Consider the following 23867-nt stretch of genomic DNA (forward strand, 5'->3'; position numbering starts at 1 on the left):
GCCGCGGAGCAATGCTGCCGTATTCGCAGATTCTTCCTACATGACCTGGGCCTGCATCTTGCTTTGCCATAACGGTCTGTCGACGGTGGAGGTGTCGTCATGCCGGAAAGAGAAGAGGCGGGAACCGTGCGTTCGGTGGAGCGGGCGCTGGCGATCCTCGATCTGCTGGGCCAGCACCAGGCGCTGGGGCTCGAGGAGCTGCATTACCTGACCGAACTGCCCAAGGCCACGGTGTCGCGGCTGCTGCATACCCTGCTGGAGCAGGGCTGGCTGTACCGCGGCTTGACCGACCGGCGCTACCGGCTGCGTTCCACCCGCCTCTACGGTGACGCCGCCGAGCGCTTCCGCTGCCAGGTGGTGGAGCGTTCCGCGCCGCTGCTGGTGGAGTTGAGCGAGCGCACCGGGCTGGTCGCCGATTTGTCGATTCTCGACGGCGACCGCCTGCTGGTGGCGGAAAGCTCGGTGCCCGGCGCCCTGCGCAAGCGCTACCCGGCCAACCGGCTGGTGGTCGGCCAGCACGCCAGCCTGTTCCATTCGGCCATGGGCAAGGCCTGCCTGGGCGAACTGGCAGACAGCGAGGTGCGCCGCCTGGCGCGCCAGCACCAGGTAGACGAGGACCTCTGGTTGCGCACCCGCGAGCAGGCCCACGGCCAGGGCTACGGCGAGCGTACCGAGGGACACTGGGAGTATCCGGTGCGCCTGCCGTTCCTGATCCGCGCGGTGGCCTTGCCGGTACGCGCCCAGGGTCGCCTGCTCGGCAGCGTGGCGCTGCACTGGCCGCGCGATCAGGATTGCGTCGAACGGGTGCGCCGCCGGCACCTGGGAACCCTGGCCGATACCGTCAGTCAGTTGCAGCACGCGCTCGACTGACGCGGGAGTTTGCCTGCTCCCAGGCGGCCGGTTTAAGGTGGCGCCGGACGCAAAGGGAGCCCGCATGCACAAGTTGATCTGCCTCGGCCTGGCCCTCCTGGCCTTGCCGGTCCAGGCCGCCTGGTACCTGGACTACGAGTCGTCGCGACTCAGTTTCATCTCCACCAAGAACGCTACCCTTTCGGAAGTCGGCCGCTTCCTGGTCATGCACGGCAAGGTCGACGACAAGGGTCAGGCGCGCCTGCGCGTCGAGCTGGACTCGGTGAGCACCGACATCCCGCTGCGCGACGAACGCATCCGCGAGCATCTGTTCGAGACCAAGCGCTTCGCCGAGGCGGAGATCACCGCCCAGCTCGACCTGGCGCCGATCGTCGAGCTGGCCGACGGCGTGCAACTGGAAATGCGCCAGCCGGTGACCGTCAGCCTGCACGGCAAGCGCAAGAGCTACGCCAGCGACCTGTTGGTGACCCGCCTGGACGAGCATCGCTTCCAGGTGGTGACCCTGTCGCCGCTGGTGCTGGACGCCGCCGACTTCGACCTCGCCCCCGGCATCGAGACCCTGCGCAAGCTGGCCGGCGCCGGCAGCATCGGGCTCTCGGTGCCGGTCGGCGCCGTGCTGATCTTCACTTCGCGGTGAGCGGCCCGGTCTTTCCCTGGCGCAGCGACAACCGCTTCGCCCTGCTCAATGACGGCGTGCGGTTCTTCCCGCGCATGCTGCTGGCCATCGAGGCGGCGCAGCGGAGCATCGAGCTGGAGCTGTACCTGGTGGAAGACGGGCATTGCGCCGAACTGTTTCTCGTCGCCCTGCTGGATGCCCGCCGCCGGGGCGTCGCCGTGCGCTGCCTGTTCGACGGCTTCGGCTGCCTAGGCCTGGGCAGCGCCTGGATCCAGCGCCTGCGCGAGGCCGGCGGCGAACTGCGGCTGTACAACCCGCTGCGCTGGAAGCTGACTGGCGGCAATCTCTACCGCGACCATCGCAAGCTGCTGCTGGTGGACGGGCGCCTCGGTTATGTCGGCGGCGCCGGGATCACCGACGAATTCTGGGAACCGGTCAGCGACGTCAGCGCCTGGCGCGAGGTGATGGTCGAGATGGACGGCCCGGTGGTGGCGGACTGGGCGGCGCTGTTCGAGCGGCAATGGCTGGCCTGTCTCGAAGAGAAAGCCTGGAAGCCCCGCGAGGGCATGACCCTTACCCGCCTTCCGCCGCAGCCGGGGGCGGCCCGTGGGTTGGGCCGGGTGGCCTACGCCGACGCCCGCCAGCACCGCGACATCCTGCAATCGCTGGTCCGCGCGCTGAACGGCTCGCGCCGACGGATCTGGCTGGCGACGCCGTACTTCCTGCCGACCTGGAAGGTTCGCCGGGCCCTGCGCAAGGCCGCCCAGCGCGGCGTGGAGGTGCGCCTGCTGCTGGCCGGGCGGCTCACCGACCACGCCCCGGTGCGCTATGCCGGGCAGCGCTACTACCCGCGCCTGCTGCGCGCCGGCGTGCGCATCCACGAATACCAGCCGCGCTTCCTGCACCTGAAGATGGTCATGGTCGACGATTGGGTGAGCGTCGGCTCCTGCAACTTCGATCATTGGAATCTACGCTTCAACCTCGACGCCAATCTCGAGGCCCTCGACCCGGACTTCACCAACGAGGCGGCGGCGAGCCTGCTGGCGGACTTCGCCGACAGCCGCGAGGTGACCCTGGCGATGTGGCGCGCGCGACCCCTGTGGATGCGCCTGCACCAGCGCCTGTGGGGTTGGCTGGACCGGGTAGTGGTGAATTTCCTCGACCGCCGGCGCTAGGGAGCGGCCGTTCGTAGCCGCTGGCCGGCCCGGTGAAACTTGCCGGGGAGCTTGCGGGTCTACCCCGGACCGCCCATTACAATGACAAAGGAGAGATGCGTGGCAACGCCCGACTCCAAGGAACGTTTCATCGGACTGGAATGGTTGCGCTTCCTGCTCGGCCTGTACGTGGTGGTGTACCACACCCTGCATACCTATCCGAAAGAGCAGAAGTTTCCAGGTCTCGACGAACTGACCAGCCTGGGGTTCTTCGCCACCAGTACCTTCTTCGTGCTTTCCGGCTTCCTCCTGGCCCATGTCTACGCACGCAGCGGCCGGTTGCGCGAAAGCGCCCGCAGCTTCTGGACCAAGCGACTGTCCAATCTCTATCCGCTGCACCTGTTCTCCCTGCTGCTGTCGATCCTGGTGTTGCTGGCCCTCAGCCACCTGGGAATCGGTCCCGAGCTGGACAAGGCCACCCCGCGCTTCGTCATCTACGACACCAACGAAGTGCTCGGCCGCACCCACCCGGAACTCTTCCTGCACTGGATGAGCAACACCGAACTGTTCGTCAACAGCATCCTGCAGATCCTCCTGCTGCAGGCCTGGAATCCCTATTACCTGACCTTCAACGCGCCGTTGTGGTCGCTGTCGACGCTGATGTTCTTCTACCTGGCGTTTCCCTTCGTCGCCCCGCGGCTGATGCGCAGCCGGCACAAGTGGAAGGTGCTGGCGCTGGTCTGGCTGGTCTACCTGATCCCGCCGGTGCTGGTGGTGGCCAGCGAGAGCTACGGGATCCCCTGGACCGGCCTGCTGCATCGCAATCCGTTGCTGCGCCTGCCGGAATTCCTTGGCGGCATCCTGGCCTACGGGTTGTTCCGCGGCTACCGCGACCGCGGCATGGTGCCGGGACGTGGCCTGCTGGCCGCGCTGGTGGCGCTGGTGGTGGCGGCCTTCCTGGTGGCCGACTACCTGTTCACCCAGGGCGCCAAGCATTGGTACTTCCTGCTGCACAACGGCCTGCTGCTGCCGGCCCAGTTGCTGCTGGTGTGCCTTTGCGCGCTGCCCGCCGACCCGAAGAGCGCTTTCGTCCGCCACTGGTCGCCGCGCCTGGGGGCCGCCTCGCTGTCGCTGTTCGCCCTGCATGTGCCGATGTTCACCCTGTTCTCCCGTAGCGAGCGCCTTATCGCCGTGCCGGGGCGTTGTCTCGACGACTGGCGCGCCTGCACCGAGGCGGCGGCCGCGCTGCCATCGTCGCTGCTCTACTACCCGCTGTTCCTGGTCCTGCTAGTGGCGTTCTGCGTACTGTTCCAGGAGCGCGGCGTGGTGCCGGTGCGCAAGTGGCTGGTGCGCCGGCTGATGCCGACGCCGGCGCTGGCCAAGGTGCCGCGCCCGGCCTGAGGCCGTTCTCCCGGAGAACCGGACTTTCGACGGGTGGCAGGCCCGACCCGGCTGGTTATGCTGCGCGGATAACCATAAGAAGAGGGATGGAGCATGCTGCGCAGCCTGTCGCTGGCCCTGTCGATCGTCGCGAGCCTGGTCGGCTGCAGCACGCCCGGCGCGTTCTTCGGTTCGGTGGACGGACCGGCCTTCGTCGCCCATCCGAGCGCCGATGCCAGCCACGCCACAGTCTACCTCTACCGTCCGCGGAGCCAGTGGGCGGACGAGGAACTCGAGGCGCCGGGGATCTTCCTCAACAACGAATTGATCGGCAGCCTGCCGAGCAACGGCTACCTGGCGTTCGAGTTCGAGACCGGCAGCTACAAGCTGGAAATGCGCCGGCCGTTGGCGGGCAGCTTCTGGACCCTGTTCGCCGACGGTCCGATGGATTTCACCCGCATCGCCAGCTTCATGCTCGAGGCCAGGGCCGGCTCGGTCTACTACCTGCGCTACGACGAACTCAACCCGCCACCGAAGAGCGAGCACCCGGCGGGTGAGGGCGATGGCCCGCTGCAATTGGTGGCGGCCGATCTCGGCGCTGCGGAAATCGGCGCTACCCACCAGGTCCAGGAACCCATGCAGTTCGCCGCCAGCGGCTACCGGAAACGCGTGCAGCGCTCGTTCTGGGAAGGCGTCGGGCGGGCCCTGGACAAGATCGGCATCTGAACCCGGCACGCGTGTAGTAACCGTCTATTACCCGCGTCCCCCTGCGGATTGGCTACCTTAGGTGCATCCCCGGTATGACCGGGCCCTGCCCGAAGGAGTGCGCGTGATGGCTGCGAAGAAGATCCTGATGCTGGTTGGCGACTATGCCGAAGACTACGAAACCATGGTCCCGTTCCAGGCCCTGCAGATGGTGGGCCACCAGGTGCATGCGGTGTGTCCGGACAAGCGGGCCGGGCAAAGCGTGCGCACCGCCATCCACGATTTCGAAGGCGACCAGACCTACAGTGAGAAGCCGGGCCACAACTTCACCCTCAATGCCGACTTTGCCCAGGCCCGCGCCGAGGATTACGATGCCCTGCTGATCCCCGGCGGCCGCGCCCCCGAATACCTGCGCCTGAACGAGCAGGTGCTGGCTCTGGTGCGTGCCTTCGACGCCGCGCGCAAGCCGATCGCCGCGGTCTGCCATGGCGCCCAGCTGCTGGCCGCCGCCGGCGTCCTGCAAGGGCGGGCGTGCAGCGCCTATCCGGCCTGCGCCCCGGAGGTGCGGCTGGCCGGCGGCGAGTACGTCGACATTCCGTCGGACCAGGCCCACGTCGACGGCCACCTGGTCACTGCGCCGGCCTGGCCGGCGCATCCGGCGTGGCTGGCGCGCTTCCTCGAGGTGCTCGGCACCCGTATCAGCCACTGAGACCCAGGAGACCCCCGCGCATGTGCGAACTCTATGTGAAAGCCGACCCGATCCTCTATGAATCGCGCTCGCGTTCCTTGCGCATCCGCGGGGTGGTGACCACCCTGCGCCTGGAGAACCAGTTCTGGGACATCCTCCGGGAAATCGCCGAAGGCGAGGGCCTGAGCACCAACCAGTTGATCACCAAGCTCTACGAGGAAGTGATGGACTATCGCGGCGAGGTGCTCAACTTCGCCTCCTTCCTGCGTGTCAGTTGCACCCGCTACCTGGCGCAGCGGCGCGAGAAGGTCGCCGAGCTGAGCCTGGTCGGCCAGCGCGCCCAGGCCTGAGGCGAGGGAAGACGCGACCGGGGTGAAACGTTTAGGCTGGTCGCACTTCCTCCCCATCCGGCGTCGCCTCGTGAAATACTCCCTGCCCACCACGGCCACCGCGCCGTTCTGTCCCTCGGCGGTCAGCCACAGCGTGGCGGTGCCGGCCGACGCCTCGCCGCTGCGCAAGCTGGCGCTGTTCGTCGGCCCCGGCCTGCTGGTCTCGGTCGGCTACATGGACCCCGGCAACTGGGCCACCGCCATCGAGGCGGGCTCGCGCTTCGGCTACGCGCTGCTGTTCGTGGTGGTGCTGGCGAGCTTTTCCGGGATGCTCCTGCAAAGCCTCTGTTCGCGCCTGGGGATCGCCACCGGCCGCGACCTCGCGCAGCTCTCCCGGGAGCGCTACCGCCCTGGCGTGGCGCGTGGCCAATGGCTACTGGCGGAGCTGTCGATCGTCGCCACCGACCTTGCCGAGGTGCTCGGCGCGGCGCTGGCCTTCCACCTGCTGCTGGGAGTCTCGATTACCACCGGGGTGGTCCTCACCGCCTTCGATACCCTGATCGTGCTGGCCCTGCAGGGCGCCAACTTCCGCCGCCTGGAGGCCATAGTGCTGGGGCTGATCGCGACCATCGGCGCGTGTTTCTTCGTCGAACTGGTGCTGATCGGCCCCTACTGGCCGGATGTCGCCGCCGGCCTGCGGCCATCCTGGGACACCCTGAGCAGCCAGGAGCCGCTGTACCTGGCGATCGGCATCCTCGGCGCGACGGTGATGCCGCACAACCTCTACCTGCATTCGTCCGTGGTGCAGACCCGGGTCAGCGGCGACGACGCGGCGAGCAAACGCTCGGCGATCCGCTTTTCCCGGCTCGACACCATCGGCTCGCTGTCCCTGGCGCTGCTGGTCAATGCGGCGATCCTGATCCTCGCCGCCGCGGCTTTCCACGGCAGCGGCCATACCGAGGTGGTGGAGATCCAGGACGCCTACCACCTGCTCGACCCGTTGGTGGGCGGCGCCCTGGCCAGCTTCCTGTTCGGCTTCGCCCTGCTGGCGGCAGGGCAAAGCTCGACCTTCACCGGCACCATTGCCGGGCAGGTGGTGATGGAGGGTTTCCTCCGGGCGAAGATTCCCTGCTGGCAGCGGCGCCTGATCACCCGCGGCCTGGCCCTGGTGCCGGCCTTGATCGGCGTGCTCTGGCTGGGCGAAGGCGCGGTAGGCAAGCTGCTGGTGTTCAGCCAGGTGGTGCTTAGCCTGCAATTGCCGTTCGCCCTGTGGCCGCTGATTCGCTTCAGCAGCGACCGGGGCCTCATGGGGGAATTCGTCAACCCGCGCTGGGTCAGCGCGCTGGCCTGGTCGTTGTTCGGCCTGATCTCGGCGGCGAACCTGACCTTGCTGTATTTCTGGTTCGGCTGAACCAAGGCGCCTGCGGCGCTGCCAGTCCAGGCTCCGGCCAGTGGCCGTACGAAAAAGCCCGGCGCGGGGCCGGGCTTTTCCAGGGATGGAGCAGGCTTACTTGACCTCGACCGCCAGGCTTTCGGCGATCTTCTTCTGCCAGACCGCCGGGCCGGTGATGTGCACCGACTCGCCGTTGGTATCGACCGCGACGGTGACCGGCATGTCCTTCACCTCGAACTCGTAGATCGCTTCCATGCCCAGTTCGGCGAAGGCCAGCACCTTGGACTTCTTGATCGCCTGGGCGACCAGGTAGGCGGCGCCGCCGACGGCCATCAGGTATACCGCCTTGTTGTCCTTGATCGCCTCGATGGCGATGGGACCGCGCTCGGACTTGCCGATCATGCCCAGCAGGCCGGTCTGTTCGAGGATCTGGCGGGTGAACTTGTCCATCCGGGTGGCGGTGGTGGGACCGGCCGGGCCGACCACCTCGTCGCCGACCGGATCGACCGGGCCGACGTAATAGATGAAGCGGCCTTTCAGGTCCACCGGCAGCGTTTCGCCCTTGTTCAGCATGTCGACCATGCGCTTGTGCGCGGCGTCGCGGCCGGTGAGCATCTTGCCGTTGAGCAGCAGGGTCTCGCCCGGTTTCCAGCTTTGCACCTCTTCCGGGGTGATCTTGTCCAGGTCGACGCGGCGCGCGGACGGGCCGGCTTCCCAGACGATCTCCGGGTAGGCGTCGAGCGACGGCGCTTCCAGTTCGGCGGGGCCGGAGCCGTCGAGCACGAAGTGGGCGTGGCGGGTCGCGGCGCAGTTGGGGATCATGCACACCGGCAGCGAGGCGGCGTGGGTCGGGTAGTCCATGATCTTGACGTCGAGCACGGTGGTCAGGCCGCCCAGGCCCTGGGCACCGATGCCCAACTGGTTGACCTTCTCGAACAGCTCCAGGCGCAGTTCCTCGATGCGGTTCTGCGGGCCGCGGGCCTTCAGTTCGTGGATGTCGATCGGGTCCATGAGGACTTCCTTCGCCATCACCGCTGCTTTCTCCGCGGTGCCGCCGATGCCGATGCCGAGCATGCCCGGCGGGCACCAGCCGGCGCCCATGGTCGGTACAGTCTTCAGCACCCAGTCGACGATCGAGTCGGACGGGTTGAGCATGGCCATCTTCGACTTGTTCTCCGAGCCGCCGCCCTTGGCCGCGACATCGACTTCGACCTTGTCGCCGGGAACGATGGAGTAGTGGATCACCGCCGGCGTGTTGTCCTTGGTGTTCTTCCGCGCGCCGGCCGGGTCGGCCAGGATCGAGGCGCGCAGGACGTTCTCCGGCAGGTTGTAGGCGCGGCGCACGCCTTCGTTGATCATATCGTCGACGCTCATGGTAGCGCCGTCCCAGCGCACGTCCATGCCGACCCGGACGAACACGGTGACGATCCCGGTGTCCTGGCAGATCGGGCGGTGGCCGGTGGCGCACATGCGCGAGTTGATCAGGATCTGCGCCATGGAGTCGCGGGCAGCCGGCGATTCTTCGCGCAGGTAGGCCTCATGCATGGCCTGGATGAAATCGACCGGGTGGTAGTAGGAGATGAACTGCAGGGCATCGGCGACGCTCTGGATCAGGTCGTCTTGCTTGATCACGGCCATGGAGCACGGTCCTCTTCAGGCGGGTAATTCGGATGCGGGGCAGGGTCACGGAGCCGGCCGCAGCCGAGGAGCGCGCCGGTCAGGCACCGGCGCAAAAAAGGCGCGACAGTATAGCCGTTCCGGCGAGACGGGCGCACGCGCCGACGATCAGACCTTGGTCGGCCAGCCGGCTGGTCGGCCGATAAATCCGCGGTCCGCTAGCTGGCAGTTCGTTCGACTAGGCAACCCGCAGGGGGCAGGGTACATTGCGGCCAGGTGCCATTACGGGACGGAGCCCATGCGCACAGACAAGCCTCCTCTGAAACAGCGTGCGCTGCAAAAGCTCTTGCTCCGCCGGTTCGGCATGGCCGCAGGCACCTACCTGCTCGGCCTGGTCCTGCTCTGGCTGGCGCTACTCAGCGGCTTCTACCGCGCAGCGCCGACCACCGCGGCAGCCAGCACCACCCTGGTGGTGGCTTGCCAACTGGCCTTCCTCTGGCTGTTCGCCAGCGGTCGCAACCTGCGTTACGCCGATCCCAGCCTGACCGAGCCGCAGGTGCTGGTGGCGATCGCCTGGCTGACCTATTTCCTCTATCACGTCGACAGCCTGCGCGGCACCTTCATGGTGTTCTACGTGCTGGCCCTGCTGTTCGGCGTGTTCCAACTGCCGCCGCGGGTCTTCGCCCGCTGTGCGGCGCTGGCGTTCATCGCTTTTTCCGGCATCTACCTGGTAGAGGCCTTGCAGCAGCGTCTCGAGCTGCCGGGCCGGGCTGCATTGCAGGTGCTCGTGATGTTCATCGTAATGGTCTGGCTGAGCCTGTTCGCCAGCTACATACAGGCGATGCGGCAACGCATGCGCCAGCGCCGCTATGCCTTGCAGGCGCACCAGGACACGCTGCGCGGCATGATGCGCCAACTGGAAGACCTGGTGGCCACCGACGAACTCACCGGGCTGTTCAACCGCCGGCATTTCATGCGCCTGGCCAGTCGGGCGCTGGAAGACCTGCTGCCGAACCGGCAGCACGGCCTGGCGCTGATCGACCTCGATCACTTCAAGCGGATCAACGACCGCCACGGCCACGCCGCCGGCGATCGGGTCCTGCAGACCTTCGCCGCGGTGGCGCGTTCCTGTCTACGCGATGGCGACGTCCTGGCCCGTTACGGCGGCGAGGAGTTCGTCCTGCTGCTGCCCCACGCCGACGCGGAACAGCTGGAAAGCTGTTGCGAACGCCTGCGCCTGGCGTTCGAACAGGCGGAACCGGTCGGGGTCACGGTGGATACCCTGAGCCTTTCGGTGGGCATGACCCTGCTGTATGCCGACGACGATCTCGACGAGGCCTTGCAGCGGGCCGACCAGGCGCTCTACCGTGCCAAGCGTGGCGGACGAAACCGCTGCGACGCCACCTGGGAGGTCACCAGTGCCTGACATACGGGTCGGCGAGCGACGTCTTGCCGTCGCCGCCGGCAGCAACCTGCTGGATGCGCTGCTCGCCGGCGGCATCGCCGTGCCCCATAGCTGCCGCGCCGGCAGTTGCCACGCCTGCCTGGTGCATTGCCTGCAGGGCGAGGTGGAAGACACCCTCCCGGAGGCGCTCGATCCGGTACGGCGCGAAGCGGGCTGGCGGCTGGCCTGTCAGTGCCGGGTGCTCGGCGACCTCGTGTTGCAGCCTTTCGATCCTGAGCGCGACGGGCTGCCGGCCAGGGTCGTCGCCTGCCACTGGCTGGGCGATGTGCTGCGCCTGCGCCTGGAGCCGGAGCGGCCCTTGCGCTATCGCGCCGGGCAGCACCTGCTGCTGTGGAGCGACGATGGCGTGGCGCGTCCCTATTCGCTGGCCAGCCTGCCTCACGAGGACCCATGGCTGGAGTTCCACATCGACTGTAGCGCTCCCGGCGCGTTCTGCGACCGCGCCCGGCGCCTGGCGCCTGGCGCGCTCCTGCGTCTGGGCGAGTTGCGCGGCGGGGCGTTGCGCTACGAGCCGGACTGGCAGGAGCGACCGCTGTTGCTGATGGCCGCCGGCACCGGGCTGGCGCCGCTCTGGGGGATACTTCGCGAGGCCTTGCGCGCGGAACACCAGGCGCCGATCCAGCTGCTGCACCTGGCGCGCGACCACTACCTGGCGAGCGAGTTGGCGGAGTTGGCCGGGCGTCATCCGCAACTGCGCGTCAACCTGGTGTCGGCGGCGCAGTTGCCCTCTGCCTTGGCCGATCTCCGCCTTGTTCCGCGGCGCAGCATGGCCTTACTCTGCGGCCAACCCGTCAGCGTCGAACGCTTCGCCCGGCATCTCTACCTGGCCGGCGTACCGCGTAGCCAGACCCTGGCGGACCTGTTCCTGCCCCACGCCTGACGCGGCGCCGGTGGCGGTGCCTTGCAGCCATTGCCGCGGCCTTGCGCCGCATCCCTGGAGTGACGATGAGCGAGCTGATTCGGGTCGAACGCGAAACAGGGCTGCTGACCCTGCGCCTGGACCGCCAGGACAAGAAGAACGCGCTGACCCGCGCGATGTACAGCCGGATGGCCGAGGCGCTGCTGGAGGCGCAGGCCGATACGGCTGTGCGGGTAGTGCTGATCACTGGCGGCGATGCCTGCTTCACCAGCGGCAACGACATCCTCGACTTCCTCGAGCAACCGCCATCCCTGCGCGACAGCCCGGTCGGCCGCTTCATGAGCGCCCTGCTGGAATTCCCCAAGCCGGTGATCGCCGCGGTGAACGGACCGGCGGTGGGTATCGGCACCACCCTGCTGCTGCATTGCGATCTGGTCTTCGTTGGTCGCAACGCGCGATTGAAGATGCCGTTCGTCAACCTCGGCCTGACACCGGAGTTCGGCTCGAGCCTGATCCTGCCGCGCATGCTCGGTCATGCCAGGGCTGCGGAATTGCTGATGCTTGGCCAGGACTTCAGCGGCGAGCAGGCGGCGGCCTGGGGCCTGGCCAATGCGGCGCTGGAGGATGGCGCCACGGTGCTGGAGCACGCCCGCGATGCGGCCCGGCGCTTCCTGCACCTGGCGCCCTCGGCGGTAGTGGAGAGCAAGCGCCTGATGAAAGCGCCGTTTATCGAGGAGCTTCGCCGGGTGATCGCCGAGGAAGGCGATATCTTCAGTACCCGACTGCGCTCGCCCGAGGCGATCGAGGCGCTCAGCGCCTTCATGCACCGGCGCCAGCCGGATTTCTCCAGGTTCGCCTGAGCACACCGCTGTTGGGCCAGCGGAGCGACGATCCGTAGGGCGGATAACGCCCCAGGTGTTATTCGCCGCGATGCGGCTGAAACGGCGGATAACCGCGTAGCGGTTATTCGCCCTACACCACGTTGAGTTAGCGGAGCGCCGGTCCGTAGGGCGGATAACGCCACGGGCGTTATCCGCCGCGACGTGCGCTTATACCAGCAGGTCGCCGACGTGCAGCACCTTCATGGTGTTGGTGCCGCCCTGGGCGGTGTAGCTGTCGCCCTTGGTCAGGATCACCCAGTCGCCCTTGGTCACCACGCCGCGCTTGAGCAACTCGTCGACCGCGGCCTGGCTGACCTTCTCCGCCGGCAGCGCCGCCGGGTCGAAGGGGATGGTTTCCACGCCGCGGAACATCGCCACGCGAGCCTGGGTCTCGCGGTGCGGGGAGTAGGCGTAGATCGGTACCGACGAGCGGATGCGCGACATGATCAGCGGGGTGAAGCCGCTTTCGGTCAGGCAGATGATCGCCTTGATCCCCGGGAAGTGGTTGGCCGTGTACATCGACGCCAGGGCGATGCTCTCGTCGCAGCGGTCGAAAGTCTGGCCGAGGCGGTGGCTGGATTTCTGGCTGGTCGGGTGCTTCTCGGCGCCCTGGCAGACGCGGGCCATGGCTTTCACCGCTTCCACCGGGTACTCGCCGGCGGCGCTTTCCGCCGAGAGCATCACCGCGTCGGTGTAGTCGAGCACGGCGTTGGCCACGTCGGAGACTTCCGCGCGGGTCGGCATCGGGCTGTGGATCATCGACTCCATCATCTGGGTCGCGGTGATCACCACTTTATTGTTGCGGCGGGCGTGCAGGATGATCTTCTTCTGGATGCCGACCAGCTCGGCATCGCCGATTTCCACGCCGAGGTCGCCACGGGCCACCATCACCGCGTCGCTGGCACGAATCAGGCCGTCGAGGGCGTCGTCGTCGGCGACCGCCTCGGCGCGCTCGATCTTGGCCACCAGCCAGGCCTTGCCACCGGCCTCGGTGAGCAGGCGGCGGGCGTATTCCATGTCCTTGGCGTCGCGCGGGAAGGAAACGGCCACGTAGTCCAGGTCCATGTCCGCGGCCAGCTTGATGTCGGCCTTGTCCTTGTCGGTCAGCGCCGGCGCGGTGAGACCGCCGCCGCGGCGGTTGATGCCCTTGTGGTCGGACAGCGGGCCGCCGATCAGCACCCGGCAGCGCAGTTCGTCGGCGGCGACTTCCTCGACCACCATCACCACCCGGCCGTCGTCCAGCAGCAGTTCATCGCCGACCCCGCAGTCCTTCACCAGGTCCGGGTAGTCGATGCCGACCACTTCCTGGGTACCGGCGTCGCGGGCGTGGCTGGTGGAGAAGCGGAACTTGTCGCCGACCTGCAATTCGATGCGCTTGTTGGCGAACTTGGCGATGCGGATCTTCGGTCCTTGCAGGTCGCCGAGCAGGGCGACGAAGCGGCCGTGCTTGGCCGCCAGTTCGCGCACCAGCCTGGCGCGGGCGCGGTGTTCATCGGGGGTGCCGTGGGAGAAGTTGAGGCGGGCGACGTCGATCCCGGCCAGGATCAGTTGCTCCAGCACTTCCGGGGAATTGCTGGCTGGGCCGAGGGTGGCGACGATTTTGGTGCGGCGAACGGACATGCAAAGGACTCCTTGGATAACGCTGGCGTGCAGGCTACCACCGGCGAGGCTCGGCGGCGACTGCGGAGTCATACTATCTGCATCAGATGTCATTTGTCGGTTTGAGCACCAGCAGGTCGCATTCCACCTCCTCCAGGACGCGTTCGGCGGTCTGCCCGATCAGCGCGTTGTCCAGGTGCCCCCGGGCGACCGCGCCCATCAGCAGCAGGTCGATGTCGTTGGCCCGGACGAAGTCGGGGATCGCCTGCTCGGCATAGCCGGCCAGCAGGTGGCGGCGCTCCGCGGCGATCTCCGGGTAGGCCGCCAGCAGGTCGTCGAAGGCCTGGCGGTGACGTTCCTCATGTTGCAGCACGAAACGCTCGTAGCCGGCGAGCATTTCCGCGTCGAACAGCAGGCTGCGCGGCATCGCCGCGTGGGTATGCAGGTAGTCGGCGCGCAGCCCCAGGCTGGCTTCGAGCTGGCGGGCGGCGGCGATCAGCCGGTGATCGAGGGCGGCCGGCTTGTCGCTGGCATGCAGTGGGTCGAGCGCCGCGCACAGGCGCTGGCCGCGCCAGGCGTCGTGATGGACCAGCCAGAGCGGCTGCGGGCAGTGGCGGATCAATTGCCAGTCGCTGTTGCCCAGTAGCAGGCGGCGCAGCAGGTTGTGCTTGCGGGTGCTCTTGAGGACCAGGTCGGGCCGGGTTTCGCCGACCCGTTGCAGGACCATCCGGTCCAGCGGCTTGCCCCACTGGGCCTCGACCTGAGTGCGGATGCCGGCCTGCTGCAGCGGCATGGAAAGCTGCTCCAGCCAGGTGACCCGTTCGTCCAGGTAAAGGTCGCGGGCACGCTGCAGCGAGTGACTGTCGAAGAACAGCCCGCCGTCCAGCGCCGGGTTGAAGTCGCACAGCAGCAACTCGACGCTGGCGCCGCTGCGTTCGGCGATCCACCGGGCGCGGGTAAGGGCCGGCTGTTCGTCGCTGCTCGGATCGACGACCACCAGCAGGTTATGCAGGTTCATGGCAACGCTCCTGGCACTGGGCGGGAATGCCATTGCAGACCAGACGCCGCGACGGGCGCTTGATCTGGGTCAGTCCGGCGGGGATCAGCGCGGTTGCACGTTGAGCGCCTGGTCGAGGTGCCGGCTGGCCTTGTTCGACAATTCGCCTTCAGGATAGTCGAGCAACTGGCGGCGCAGGTATTCGATGGCCTTGTCGCGGTTCGGGTGCGGGTTGTCCGGCGCCAGGTACATCAGGCCGAGCTGGTAGAGGGCCTTTTCCTTTATACCGGCAGGAATCGCCGGATCGTTGACCGCCAGCAGGTAGAGCTCGGCGGCTTCGTCGACGCGATCCTTGAGCACCGCGCGGCGCGACAGCAGGGCCATGTCCGGGTCGAGGCTGGTCTTGTAGAGGTCGAGGTTCTGCTGTGGCTTCCAGGTGGCGAGCAATTCGCGGGCGCTCTTCTGCACCGGCTCCCTGGCTCGCTGGCGCATCGCCAGCAGGCGCGCCTGGGCATGCTCGGCGGCGTGGGTGCCGGGGAACTCGCGGACCACGCGCTGGAAGTAGTCGGTGGCCTTGGCGTCGTCGCGCTGGTCGTTGTAGCGGCTCATGTAGATCAGGCCGATCTGGTACAGCGAGATACCGCGCACCTCGGCGCTGTAGCGGCTATTGTCGTAGCCGGTGAGGTAGAGCTTCTCCGCCTCGGCGCTCCTGTTGTCGCGGATCGCCATGGCGCTGTAGGTCAGCAGGTCGCCTTCCTCCTCGATGGCGGCGGTCATGCGGTTGCTCTTCATCTGCTTGTATTCGGCGACTTCGCCAGTGGTCACCTGGGCGACGAACAGCGGCGTGGTCGGCGAACAGGCGGCCAGCAGCGACAACAATGGGAGCAGGACGAGACGGCGGGCGAAGCGCATGGCATCTCCTTAGCGCCAGGGCGAGAGCCACCCCAGTCTAGTCAGGCCCTTCAGTCACGCCAATACGCGCCGATACAGTTCCCAACGGAGGATATGCCTATGCGAAGCTTGATCGTTGCCTGCCTGGCGCTGAGTGCCACCGGTTGTAACAGCTGGTCGCTGAACAGCGACCTGAACGGGGCCTACCGCGCCTACGACAAAGGCGATTGCGCACAGGTGATGCTCGACCTGTCGCGGGCCGAACGGCGGATTCGCGCGCGGCCCTACCTGCAGCCGGAAATCTCGCTGCTGCGCGGCCAGTGCCTGGAACGCCAGAGCCTGTTCGTCGACGCGGCGCAGACCTACCACTTCATCATCGCCCGTTACCCCACCAGCGAATATGCCTACCGTGCCAAGGCGCGGCTGGAGACGTTGCGCCAGCTGGGCCGGCTGAGCGAGACGCCGGCCTCGGCCAGCGCCGTGCCGACCCGCCTGTAGGCGGCCGGGAGACTGGACGGGCGTTCAGGCTGACCGTCGGTCGCATGGGACCCCGGTCTATCCGGTAAGCTTCGTCCTGGATTTCACGGAGGAGGTTCGCATGCGTGCCCTGTGGTTCTGTGTCGCCCTGATGCCCGTGCTGGCGCAGGCGGACATCTATCGCTGGACCGATGCCCAGGGCAAGGTACACTTCTCCGCCACGCCACCGGCCGGCGCGCAACGCGTCGAAGTCAGGCCGCAGGTGGTGGAACGTGACGCCGCGACCCGCCAGCGCGAGCAGCGCACCCAGGAGTATTTCGATGCTCGTCGCGAGGAACGCACCGCCGCCGCCGAACGTGCCGGCCAGCGCCAGGCTGCGCTGGCCGAGGAATGCGGGCGCTTGCGGCAACAGTTGTCCCAGCTCGAACGCGGCGGCCGCTTCTATCGGCAGGACGCCGGCGGCGGGCCGGTTTACCTGAGCGATGCCGAGCTGGACGCCATTCGTCGCGAACTGGCCTCGCGGGAGTCCGAACGCTGCCGCTGAGCTTGTTCCCCGAGCGCCGGCATCGTCATACTGGACTGCAAATCATAGCGAAATGCCATTATGGGTCTTCAACGACATATCCAGCGCCATCAGTTGCCCAGCTACCTGAAGGTGTTCAATCGCATCACCGATAAGCCGATGGGCTACATCGGCAACGTCTCCGAGGACGGCCTGCTGCTGATCAGCCAACTGCCGATGCTGGTCGGCGCGCGTTTCGAACTGCGCCTGAAGGTTCCGGGACTGGGCGGTCGCCCGCAATGCATCGATTTTTCCGCCGACTGCCGGTGGACCTGCGAGGACGTCACGCCCGGTCATTTCGATTCCGGCTTCCACCTGCTGGCGCCGCCCGCCGAATTCCTCGAACTGGTGGAGGCGCTGCGCCGCTACTTCAGCTTCCCCCGCCAGCCGCAGTCGGTCTGATCCGTCAAAGCACGCCGGCGCGCTTCCAGCCCAGGTAGCGGCTGATCAGCTCCGGCCCGAGTTCGCTGGGACGCGCATCGAGCACTGGCACGCCGTGGGCCGCGAGCTTCTCGTGGAGGCCGTTGCGCGCATTCAGGTAGTCGATGGTGCCGGTGTAGGCGAGCGCCTGCTCGTAGCGGGCGACCGGCTCCTGGCGCAGGGTGTCGAGCACTTCCTCGCGCAGGCTGGCGACCAGCACCCGGTGCTGGCGGCCCAGGCGTTTCACCGCGCCGAGCAGTTCCTCGTCGTCCTCGTCGCGCAGGTTGGTCACCAGGATCACCAGGGCCCGCCGCCGCTGGCGGGACAGCACCGCCTGCACGGCTTCCGGGAAGTCGGCGGGACGCTGGCTGGTCTGCAGGTCGTAGACGGTGTTGAGCAGCGCGCCGAGCTGGGCGCTGCCCTTGCCCGGCGGGAGGTGCCGGCGGTCGTCGCCGGCGAAGGTCATGGCGCCCACCGCATCGCCCTGGCGCAGGGCCACGTAGGCCAGCAGCAGGCTGGCGTTGAGGGCATGGTCGAAGTGCGACAGGTCGCCGTCCTGGCTACGCATGCGGCGGCCGCAGTCGAGCAGGAAGAGGATCTGCTGGTCGCGTTCGTCCTGGTATTCGCGGGCGATCGGCGTGCGTTTGCGAGCGGTGGCCTTCCAGTCGATCTGGCGCAGGGTGTCGCCGTCGCGGAATTCGCGCAACTGGTGGAACTCCAGGCCGAGGCCGCGGCGCTGGCCGCCGCGTACGCCGATCTGGTTGAGCCAGTGGTCGACCGCCATCAGTTCGGCGCCGTAGAGGCGGGCGAAGTCCGGGTAGACGCGGGTCTCGCCACGTGCTTCCAGGTAGCGGCGCTGCCGCCACAGGCGCAGCGGGCTGGGCAGTTCCAGCTCGCAGCGGGGAAACACGAAGTGACCGCGGTTGAGCGGCCGCACCCGGTAGCCGACCTCGGTGCTTTCGCCCGGGCGCAGTTCGACCTCCTGCGGCAGGTACTCGAAATCCATGCCGGCCGGCAGGTGATCGAACAGGGTCAGGCGAACCGGACGCCGATAGGTGTGCTGCAGATGCAGGCGCACTTCGCTCCAGCGCCCCAGCGGCAGGTTGCCGCTGAGCTGGCGGCTCAGCTTCGGCACCGCCTGGCGGCGCGCCCACAGGGCGTCCAGCAGGCCGAGCAGGAGCAGCGCGGCGAGCGCCGCCCACCAGAATGTATGCAGTTGCGCAGGCAACCGCTGGCCGAGCGCCGACAGGCTGCCCAGGCCGATGGCCAGCAGCAGGAGCGCGGCGAACAGCGCCAGCAGGGCGCGCGATGGCTTCATACGCGGGGGGCCGGTACCTGGTCGAGCAACTGTTGCAGGACCTGGTCCACCGACAGCCCCTCGATGTCCAGCTCCGGAGACAGCCGGACCCGATGGCGCAGGACCGCCAGGGCACAGCCCTTGATGTCGTCCGGCACCACGAACTCGCCGCCGCGCAGCAGCGCCCGCGCCCGGCCGCAACGGACCAGGGCGATCGACGCGCGAGGTCCGGCGCCGAGGGCCAGGCCCGGCCAGTTGCGAGTGGTGCGGGCCAGGCGCACGGCATAGTCGAGGACCTGGTCGTCGATCGGCAGGTCGCTGGCGATCCGCTGCAGGGCGAGAACGTCTTTGTCCTTCAGCAGCGGCCGCAGGTTGGCCACGTCGAGCATGTCGCTGCGCGCGGAGCGGGTCACCTGGCGCACCAGGGTCTGTTCCTCGGCTTCGGCCGGGTAATCGATGCGCAGCTTGAGCATGAAGCGGTCGAGTTCGGCTTCCGGCAGCGGATAGGTGCCTTCCTGCTCGATCGGGTTCTGCGTCGCCAGCACCATGAACGGCTGCGGCACCGGCAGGGCGCGTCCTTCCAGGGTGACCTGGCGCTCCTGCATCACTTCCAGCAGGGCGGCCTGGGTCTTGGCCGGCGCGCGGTTGATCTCGTCCGCCAGCAGCAGGTGGGTGAACACCGGCCCCTTGCGCAGCTTGAACTGCTCGCTGGCGAGGTCGTATACGGCGTGGCCGGTGACGTCGCTGGGCATCAGGTCGGGGGTGAACTGGATGCGCGCGAAGCCGCCGTCGAAGCAGCGCGCCAGGGCGCGTACCAGCAGGGTCTTGCCGAGCCCCGGCACGCCTTCCACCAACACGTGGCCGCCGGCGAGCAACGCGGTGAGCACATCGTCGATCACCGCGCCCTGGCCGATCAGGGCTTTCTGCAGTTCGCTGCGCAGGGCCTGGGCCAGCTGGCTGGCGCGCTGGCGCTGGAGCGCCGGGTTGGGCGCGGTGCTCGGTTGTTCGGGCGTCTGTTCGCTCATAGGGCATTCCTGAGGCTTTGCAGGTGGGCGACCTGGCGGGTGAAGTCGGCAGCGGAAAGGCGCTGCGCCGGATATGGGCGCATGGCCTGGCTGATGGCGCTGGGTGGCAGGCGGGTCATGCGCCCGAGGATCTGCCATTGCTCGGCGACGCCGAGCTGTTCGAAACCGGGGTGGCGACGCCGCGCCCTGCGCAGGATGTCGCGTTGCAGACCGTGCAGCAAGGCGACGTGGCCGCGCTGGCGGAGGAGGAAGTCGGCGCCGGCGCGCAGGTGTTCCTCCAGTTGCCGGCGCGAACGGCTGGCCACCGGCTGCAAGGGACCCTGGCGCAGCCCTGCGCGCCACAGGCCAGCGAGCAACAGCAGCAGCGCTGCCGCCAGGGCCTCGGGGAAGTGGCGGGTGAGCAGGGTGGCGAGGCTGTCGCGTTCGGCGCGGTAGAGCAGGGTCACCTGGTTGTCCTGGGTCAGGTACCAGAGCAGCCAGGCGTTGTCGTACTGCTCGATGTTGCGGTTCTGCCAGATCCAGGCGTCGGTGAGCACCGTGACCAGGCCCTTGCCGTGCTGCATCTGCAACAGGTGGGTGGCGTCGCCGCTGTTGGCCCAGGCGTAGGCGTGGTTCTGCGGATCGTAGAGGTGGTAGTCGGGATCGAAGCCGATGTAGGCCGGCGAGCGCTCGTTTTCCAGGTACAGGCGGGTCAGTGCGGAATAGTCCGGCACGCTGTCGGCGGGCTCTTCTTCCTCGCCGGCGGCTTCCTCCGGCGGCGCTTCGGTCGCATGGTCGTCGACGCTACCTTCGTCGGCGTCGGCGTCGGCGTCGGCGTCGGCGGTTTCCTCGCTGGCCCGGTCCTGGCTGTCGTCGAAGTCCTCGGTGAGGTACTGGCGGATATCCAGGCTGTCGAGCAGCAGGTCGCCGCTCTTCTTCTCGTCCTCGTCCCACAGGCGTTCGGCGATCAGCACCAGGTGCCCGCCCTGCTCGCTCCATTGCAGCAGGCGGCGCGCCTGGCCGGGAGTCATGCCGGAGCGGCTGCCGAGCAGGAGCAGGGTATGCCCGGAGGGCGGCAGCTCCTTGAGGACCTCAAGGCCGTCGGCGCGGCTCACCGTGACCCCCTGCTTGCGCAGGAACAGTTCGGCGGCCAGGTAGGGATTGCGCCGGGCCTCCGGCGATGGGCCGAGGTCGATCGTCTCCGTATAGGGTTGCAGGCGGCTGGCCAGGAAGATCGCCAGCAGCCCGGCCAGCAGCAGGAGCACGGCAAGCAACAGGAAGCGCGCGCGCCGGCTCATCATGGCTTGGCTCCCGCGGCGAAAAGGCTGCGCCAGCCATCGCAGAGGCGCTGGCGAGCGTCGTCGGCCGGCAGCCGGTGGCCGTAGGCGAGCGCCTGCCATTGGGCGGTCAGCAGTTGGCTGTAGTGCAGCAGCGGCCGTTGTTGCTCCAGTCCTTCGACCAGGCGCAGGACCTCGCCCTCGGTATGGGAGCCCTTCAACGGCAGGCGGTAGTCATGCAGCAGTCGGCTGAGCAGCCCGCGGTAGAGCAGGCCGAGGGCTTCCCGTGGTTTCTCGTTCCAGAGCCGTTCGGCGTTGCCGGCGATGTCGTCGGGCAGGCTTTCCGGACTGAGATCGAGGCCGAACATCACCGTCGGCGCTTCGCGGCGGGCCCGTTGCGGCAAGCCCAGGTTACCGACGAACAGGCGCAGCCATTCACGGTAGCGCCAGACCAGCAGGAACACCGCGCTGAACAGCAGCGCCCAGAGCAGCACTTCGATGACCTGCGCCGCGTGACGGAACGGCACCCAGTTGGCCAGGGCCTCGAAGAATGCCTTGAGCCGCTCTTCGTCCTCCTTGCGGCTGTCCTTTTTCTCGGTCTTGTCGCCGAAGCGCCAGCCCGTAACGGTCTCGCTGTTCTTGAACGGCGCGCCGTCGACGATCGCCCGGATCTGCTTGCCGGCCTGTTCGCTGTTGAGTTTCTGCCGCAGCAGGCGGGCCTGCTCGGGCGGCAGCTCGGCGTCGCCGGCGCTGGCGGCGGCCGCCGGCTCGGCGTAGGCGGAAGGGGCGGGCAGCCAGGCCAGCGAAGCGGCCAGGCCGAGCAGCAGGACATAGGCGCTGCCGACCAGACGCTGGCGCAGGCGGCGGAACACCAGCTCGATGTCCCAGGCCTCCAGTTCGGTGCGCCGGTTCAGGTAGAGGGTGAAGCCGCAGGCCACGTAGATCGGCTCCCAGACTACCAGCACCAGGACGTAGAGCAGGTTCGAGAGGTGCTCCAGCCAGAGCCACTCGCCGGCTTCCGGGTCGAGCAGGCTCTGCCAGTTCCAGTCGATCTCGTTCTGCGCCGGGATCAGCAGGTAGAGAAGCATGGCGAAGCCGGCCCAGAGCGCCATTTCCAGGTGCACGCCGACCACGGTCAGCCAGGTCGCGCCGCCGGCGTTGCGCTGGGACAATACGATCAGGCGCTGGCTGCGGGGCTCCCCGGCGAGCCCTTCCAGTTGCAGGACCGGCAGGTCGAAGCTGCGCGTCGGACTGAAGCGGCGCCACAGCAGGCTGGCCGGCAACTGTTTCCTCAGCAGGGCGGGATAGGCGCGCAGGGCCTGCTTCAGGGTTGGCGTATCGCCGAACAGGGCGTGCGAGAGAATGTACAGCGGCAGTCGTTCGAAGGCCGGCTTGAGCCACCAGAAGATCAGGATCGCCAGGGTCGGATGCTGCCACAGCAGGAGGCTGAGCACGGCGAACAGCGGCAGGCTCAGCAACGCCCAGCTGCCCATCAGCAGGCGCGCATGGCGATGCGCCAGGAGGATGCCGAGGTCGAGCGCTTCCCAGGCGCTGCGCGGTCGAATCGCCACGCTGGCGTCAGTCAGGCGCATGGCGGCTCCGTCCGGCGAACAGGAAGTAGCTGCCGACCAGCAACCAGAGGACCGCGCCGACCGCGTACTTCACCCGCGGCTCGAAATGACTGATGGAAGACCAATAGGCCTCGGTGAAGGCCGCCAGCAGCAACAGCACGATCACCCCGGCGATCAGTTGCACGCTGCGCCGGGCGGCCAGCCGCAGGGCTTCGCCGCGGGTCAGGCGACCTGGCGCGAGCAGCGCCCAGCCGAGCTTGAGGCCGGCGGCGCCGGCGAAGGTGATGGCGGTCAGTTCGAACGCGCCGTGGCCGATGACGAAGGGCCAGAAGGTCTGCACGTAGCCGATCTGCGTCAGGTGGCCGGCCACCGAACCGATCATCAGGCCATTGAACAGCAGGAAGAACAGGCTGCCGAGTCCCAGCAGCACGCCGCTGGCGAAGGTCTGAAAGGCGATGCCGATGTTGTTCATGATGTAGAAGCCGAACATTTCCCAGTCGTCGCTGGTGTCGCGTGCCCCCAACGGACCCAGGCGGGTGGTTTCCGGGGCGTACATAGACTCCATCTCGCTGACCTTGTCCGGGCTGACCACGCTGTAGATCAGGTCGGGAAAGTGATAGACCAGCAGCCCCATGAGCAGGGCGCTGCCGTAGAACAGCAGGCTGGCCACGGCGATGCTGCGCCATTCCTCGCGGACCAGGCGCGGCAGGCCGGCGAGCAGGAAACCGAGGATGCGGCTGCCGAGCTGGCTGCGGTGCCGGTAGAACTGCTGGTGGCCGCGCATCGCCAGTTGCTGCAACTGGTCGATCAGGTGACTGCTGTAGCCGCGCTCCTGGGCCAGCGCCAGTTGTTGGCAGAGGCGCCGGTAATCGGCGGCGAAGTCGTCGCTGGAGCCTTCCAGCTTCTTGCCTTTCTCGAGGAAGGCGAGGCGTTTGTCGAAGCGTTGCCAGGCGGCCTGGTGGCGCTGTTCGAAGAGGCTCTGTTTCATGCGCTCTCCTGGCGCAGGCCGAGAAAGCCGCGGGCGATGCCGTTGATCTCGGCCTGGGCGCGTACCGGCTCGACGCCCAGCGGTTCGGCGAGAATGCCCGCCAGTTCCTCGCGGCGTGCCGAGGAAAGCGCCGCGCCGCGTTCGGCGAAGCCGAGGAAAGCGCGCTGTTCTTCCAGGCTCATGGGGAAGGGCGGCAGTTGCGGCTCGACGTCAGGCAGGCTGGGCCGGCTCAGTTCGGGTTCGCGGTAGACCACCAGGGTGCCGGCGGCGATGTCGCCCAGGCGCTTGAAGGCCGGATGGTTCAGGCAACAGAGCAGACCGAGGGCGTAGCCGAAGGGCAGGATGTCGGCGAAGCGCAGCAGGTTGCGCAGCAGCGACGAGGCCCAGCCCACCGGAGTGCCGTCGTCGTGGACGACGCGCAGTCCCATCATCTGCTTGCCGGGCGAGCGGCCCTGGTTGAGCACCTCGAAGAGGACCATGTACCACCAGGTCATGACGAAGGTCAGCAGCAGGCCGAGGCCGGCGCCGAGCTTGCCGAGGAACGCCAGGCCGAGCATCAGCACCAGCATGATCAGGCCGCGGATGCAGAGGTCGATGGTATAGGCCAGGGCCCGGGGGACGACGCCGGCGGGACGCAGGAGCAGGTCGATGCCTTCCGGCGTTTCCACGTGGTAGTGGGTGTCGAGGACCTCGGCGCCTGGCCGGGGGGCGGGCGCGACGAGGCGGGCGGCTGCGTTCGGTGGCATCGGGGGGCCGTGTCGGGGAAAGTCAGATGCTAGCCAGCGTGGCGTCATCAGGCAACCGGGCCGCCGCGACGGCCCGGTCTG

The 23867-nt window shown here is 67.9% G+C and carries 24 protein-coding genes; 14 read left to right on the forward strand and 10 right to left on the reverse strand.

Annotated elements, in window-relative coordinates; all coding sequences use genetic code 11:
* Window positions 1-99: 99 nt before the first annotated feature.
* The 8 genes from FOC67_RS03405 (at window position 100) to FOC67_RS03440 (ending at window position 7153) form a co-directional block, all read left to right on the forward strand.
* On the forward strand, window positions 100-870 hold the full coding sequence (locus FOC67_RS03405; RefSeq protein ID WP_009315962.1) for an IclR family transcriptional regulator: 771 nt from the start codon (window positions 100-102) through the stop codon (window positions 868-870).
* Between the two features lie 64 nt (window positions 871-934).
* Window positions 935-1507, forward strand: coding sequence for a YceI family protein (locus FOC67_RS03410; RefSeq protein ID WP_003093949.1), 573 nt, complete (start codon window positions 935-937; stop codon window positions 1505-1507).
* A gap of 74 nt (window positions 1508-1581) precedes the next feature.
* Window positions 1582-2661: a phosphatidylserine/phosphatidylglycerophosphate/cardiolipin synthase family protein gene (locus FOC67_RS03415; protein ID WP_003120863.1), complete on the forward strand. Its 1080-nt coding sequence runs from the start codon at window positions 1582-1584 to the stop codon at window positions 2659-2661.
* Window positions 2662-2760: 99 nt separating this feature from the next.
* Window positions 2761-4041, forward strand: coding sequence for an acyltransferase (locus tag FOC67_RS03420; RefSeq protein WP_003141232.1), 1281 nt, complete (start codon window positions 2761-2763; stop codon window positions 4039-4041).
* Window positions 4042-4134: 93 nt separating this feature from the next.
* Window positions 4135-4746 carry a DUF2846 domain-containing protein gene (locus tag FOC67_RS03425; protein ID WP_003093944.1) on the forward strand — a complete coding sequence of 204 codons (612 nt, stop codon included), beginning with the start codon at window positions 4135-4137 and terminating at the stop codon, window positions 4744-4746.
* Window positions 4747-4849: 103 nt separating this feature from the next.
* Window positions 4850-5434, forward strand: coding sequence for a DJ-1/PfpI family protein (locus FOC67_RS03430; RefSeq protein ID WP_019485779.1), 585 nt, complete (start codon window positions 4850-4852; stop codon window positions 5432-5434).
* A gap of 20 nt (window positions 5435-5454) precedes the next feature.
* Window positions 5455-5763 (forward strand): ribbon-helix-helix domain-containing protein, encoded by a 309-nt coding sequence (locus tag FOC67_RS03435; protein WP_003093942.1) that lies wholly within the window; start codon window positions 5455-5457, stop codon window positions 5761-5763.
* Between the two features lie 133 nt (window positions 5764-5896).
* Complete coding sequence (locus tag FOC67_RS03440) at window positions 5897-7153, forward strand: Nramp family divalent metal transporter (protein ID WP_003134654.1); 1257 nt, start codon at window positions 5897-5899, stop codon at window positions 7151-7153.
* Window positions 7154-7249: 96 nt separating this feature from the next.
* Here FOC67_RS03440 and FOC67_RS03445 read toward each other — a convergent pair whose 3' ends face one another.
* On the reverse strand, window positions 7250-8773 hold the full coding sequence (locus tag FOC67_RS03445; RefSeq protein WP_003093938.1) for a fumarate hydratase: 1524 nt from the start codon (window positions 8771-8773) through the stop codon (window positions 7250-7252).
* A gap of 277 nt (window positions 8774-9050) precedes the next feature.
* Between FOC67_RS03445 and FOC67_RS03450 the strand changes: the two genes are divergently transcribed.
* The 3 genes from FOC67_RS03450 to FOC67_RS03460 all read left to right on the forward strand — a co-directional run bounded on the left by FOC67_RS03450 (window position 9051) and on the right by FOC67_RS03460 (window position 11936).
* Entirely contained in the window at window positions 9051-10178 is a 1128-nt protein-coding gene (locus FOC67_RS03450; RefSeq protein WP_003093937.1) for a diguanylate cyclase, read from the forward strand.
* Window positions 10171-11097 (forward strand): iron-sulfur-binding ferredoxin reductase, encoded by a 927-nt coding sequence (locus FOC67_RS03455; RefSeq protein ID WP_003134650.1) that lies wholly within the window; start codon window positions 10171-10173, stop codon window positions 11095-11097. Before FOC67_RS03450 ends, FOC67_RS03455 begins: the two co-directional genes overlap by 8 nt.
* A 65-nt stretch (window positions 11098-11162) precedes the next feature.
* A complete protein-coding gene (locus tag FOC67_RS03460) occupies window positions 11163-11936 on the forward strand; it encodes an enoyl-CoA hydratase (protein ID WP_003110043.1) in 774 nt (257 codons plus the stop codon).
* Between the two features lie 189 nt (window positions 11937-12125).
* Here FOC67_RS03460 and pyk read toward each other — a convergent pair whose 3' ends face one another.
* The 3 genes from pyk to FOC67_RS03475 form a co-directional block, all read right to left on the reverse strand.
* A complete protein-coding gene (pyk, locus tag FOC67_RS03465) occupies window positions 12126-13577 on the reverse strand; it encodes a pyruvate kinase (RefSeq protein WP_003093930.1) in 1452 nt (483 codons plus the stop codon).
* Between the two features lie 82 nt (window positions 13578-13659).
* Window positions 13660-14574, reverse strand: coding sequence for a universal stress protein (locus FOC67_RS03470; RefSeq protein WP_009315964.1), 915 nt, complete (start codon window positions 14572-14574; stop codon window positions 13660-13662).
* 84 nt (window positions 14575-14658) lie between these two features.
* On the reverse strand, window positions 14659-15465 hold the full coding sequence (locus FOC67_RS03475) for a tetratricopeptide repeat protein (protein WP_009315965.1): 807 nt from the start codon (window positions 15463-15465) through the stop codon (window positions 14659-14661).
* A gap of 93 nt (window positions 15466-15558) precedes the next feature.
* On the opposite strand from FOC67_RS03475, the gene FOC67_RS03480 reads away from it, so the two are divergent.
* From FOC67_RS03480 to FOC67_RS03490, 3 genes are all read left to right on the forward strand, one after another.
* Window positions 15559-15942: a tol-pal system YbgF family protein gene (locus FOC67_RS03480; RefSeq protein ID WP_003120855.1), complete on the forward strand. Its 384-nt coding sequence runs from the start codon at window positions 15559-15561 to the stop codon at window positions 15940-15942.
* Window positions 15943-16042: 100 nt separating this feature from the next.
* Window positions 16043-16465: a DUF4124 domain-containing protein gene (locus tag FOC67_RS03485; RefSeq protein ID WP_003093901.1), complete on the forward strand. Its 423-nt coding sequence runs from the start codon at window positions 16043-16045 to the stop codon at window positions 16463-16465.
* Between the two features lie 60 nt (window positions 16466-16525).
* Window positions 16526-16885, forward strand: a complete 360-nt coding sequence (locus FOC67_RS03490; RefSeq protein ID WP_003093898.1) for a PilZ domain-containing protein — start codon at window positions 16526-16528, stop codon at window positions 16883-16885.
* 4 nt (window positions 16886-16889) lie between these two features.
* On the opposite strand, the gene FOC67_RS03495 is transcribed toward FOC67_RS03490, so the two are convergent.
* From FOC67_RS03495 to FOC67_RS03520, 6 genes are read right to left on the reverse strand one after another with little or no spacing between them, the layout of a single operon-like run.
* Window positions 16890-18221 (reverse strand): DUF58 domain-containing protein, encoded by a 1332-nt coding sequence (locus FOC67_RS03495; protein ID WP_003110040.1) that lies wholly within the window; start codon window positions 18219-18221, stop codon window positions 16890-16892.
* Entirely contained in the window at window positions 18218-19225 is a 1008-nt protein-coding gene (locus FOC67_RS03500; RefSeq protein ID WP_003093896.1) for a MoxR family ATPase, read from the reverse strand. The genes FOC67_RS03495 and FOC67_RS03500 overlap by 4 nt, the downstream gene beginning before the upstream one ends.
* Entirely contained in the window at window positions 19222-20505 is a 1284-nt protein-coding gene (locus FOC67_RS03505) for a DUF4350 domain-containing protein (protein WP_009315966.1), read from the reverse strand. The genes FOC67_RS03500 and FOC67_RS03505 overlap by 4 nt, the downstream gene beginning before the upstream one ends.
* Entirely contained in the window at window positions 20502-22073 is a 1572-nt protein-coding gene (locus FOC67_RS03510; protein WP_009315967.1) for a DUF4129 domain-containing protein, read from the reverse strand. The genes FOC67_RS03505 and FOC67_RS03510 overlap by 4 nt, the downstream gene beginning before the upstream one ends.
* Window positions 22060-23040 (reverse strand): stage II sporulation protein M, encoded by a 981-nt coding sequence (locus FOC67_RS03515; protein WP_003134640.1) that lies wholly within the window; start codon window positions 23038-23040, stop codon window positions 22060-22062. Before FOC67_RS03515 ends, FOC67_RS03510 begins: the two co-directional genes overlap by 14 nt.
* Complete coding sequence (locus FOC67_RS03520) at window positions 23037-23834, reverse strand: RDD family protein (RefSeq protein WP_024947524.1); 798 nt, start codon at window positions 23832-23834, stop codon at window positions 23037-23039. Before FOC67_RS03520 ends, FOC67_RS03515 begins: the two co-directional genes overlap by 4 nt.
* Window positions 23835-23867: the final 33 nt, after the last annotated feature.

Origin of the sequence: Pseudomonas sp. FDAARGOS_761, assembly GCF_013343155.1 — a bacterium.
Lineage (GTDB): Bacteria > Pseudomonadota > Gammaproteobacteria > Pseudomonadales > Pseudomonadaceae > Pseudomonas > Pseudomonas aeruginosa.

What these genes read in the sequence shown, in the direction of transcription:
- FOC67_RS03405 (WP_009315962.1), top strand. Translation starts at nt 100, where the DNA reads ATGCCGGAAAGAGAAGAGGCGGGAACCGTGCGTTCGGTGGAGCGGGCG.
- FOC67_RS03410 (WP_003093949.1), top strand. Translation starts at nt 935, where the DNA reads ATGCACAAGTTGATCTGCCTCGGCCTGGCCCTCCTGGCCTTGCCGGTC.
- FOC67_RS03415 (WP_003120863.1), top strand. Translation starts at nt 1,582, where the DNA reads ATGCTGCTGGCCATCGAGGCGGCGCAGCGGAGCATCGAGCTGGAGCTG.
- FOC67_RS03425 (WP_003093944.1), top strand. Translation starts at nt 4,135, where the DNA reads ATGCTGCGCAGCCTGTCGCTGGCCCTGTCGATCGTCGCGAGCCTGGTC.
- FOC67_RS03435 (WP_003093942.1), top strand. Translation starts at nt 5,455, where the DNA reads ATGTGCGAACTCTATGTGAAAGCCGACCCGATCCTCTATGAATCGCGC.
- FOC67_RS03445 (WP_003093938.1), bottom strand. Translation starts at nt 8,773, where the DNA reads ATGGCCGTGATCAAGCAAGACGACCTGATCCAGAGCGTCGCCGATGCC.
- FOC67_RS03450 (WP_003093937.1), top strand. Translation starts at nt 9,051, where the DNA reads ATGCGCACAGACAAGCCTCCTCTGAAACAGCGTGCGCTGCAAAAGCTC.
- FOC67_RS03460 (WP_003110043.1), top strand. Translation starts at nt 11,163, where the DNA reads ATGAGCGAGCTGATTCGGGTCGAACGCGAAACAGGGCTGCTGACCCTG.
- pyk (WP_003093930.1), bottom strand. Translation starts at nt 13,577, where the DNA reads ATGTCCGTTCGCCGCACCAAAATCGTCGCCACCCTCGGCCCAGCCAGC.
- FOC67_RS03470 (WP_009315964.1), bottom strand. Translation starts at nt 14,574, where the DNA reads ATGAACCTGCATAACCTGCTGGTGGTCGTCGATCCGAGCAGCGACGAA.
- FOC67_RS03475 (WP_009315965.1), bottom strand. Translation starts at nt 15,465, where the DNA reads ATGCGCTTCGCCCGCCGTCTCGTCCTGCTCCCATTGTTGTCGCTGCTG.
- FOC67_RS03480 (WP_003120855.1), top strand. Translation starts at nt 15,559, where the DNA reads ATGCCTATGCGAAGCTTGATCGTTGCCTGCCTGGCGCTGAGTGCCACC.
- FOC67_RS03485 (WP_003093901.1), top strand. Translation starts at nt 16,043, where the DNA reads ATGCGTGCCCTGTGGTTCTGTGTCGCCCTGATGCCCGTGCTGGCGCAG.
- FOC67_RS03490 (WP_003093898.1), top strand. Translation starts at nt 16,526, where the DNA reads ATGGGTCTTCAACGACATATCCAGCGCCATCAGTTGCCCAGCTACCTG.
- FOC67_RS03495 (WP_003110040.1), bottom strand. Translation starts at nt 18,221, where the DNA reads ATGAAGCCATCGCGCGCCCTGCTGGCGCTGTTCGCCGCGCTCCTGCTG.
- FOC67_RS03500 (WP_003093896.1), bottom strand. Translation starts at nt 19,225, where the DNA reads ATGAGCGAACAGACGCCCGAACAACCGAGCACCGCGCCCAACCCGGCG.
- FOC67_RS03505 (WP_009315966.1), bottom strand. Translation starts at nt 20,505, where the DNA reads ATGATGAGCCGGCGCGCGCGCTTCCTGTTGCTTGCCGTGCTCCTGCTG.
- FOC67_RS03510 (WP_009315967.1), bottom strand. Translation starts at nt 22,073, where the DNA reads ATGCGCCTGACTGACGCCAGCGTGGCGATTCGACCGCGCAGCGCCTGG.
- FOC67_RS03515 (WP_003134640.1), bottom strand. Translation starts at nt 23,040, where the DNA reads ATGAAACAGAGCCTCTTCGAACAGCGCCACCAGGCCGCCTGGCAACGC.
- FOC67_RS03520 (WP_024947524.1), bottom strand. Translation starts at nt 23,834, where the DNA reads ATGACGCCACGCTGGCTAGCATCTGACTTTCCCCGACACGGCCCCCCG.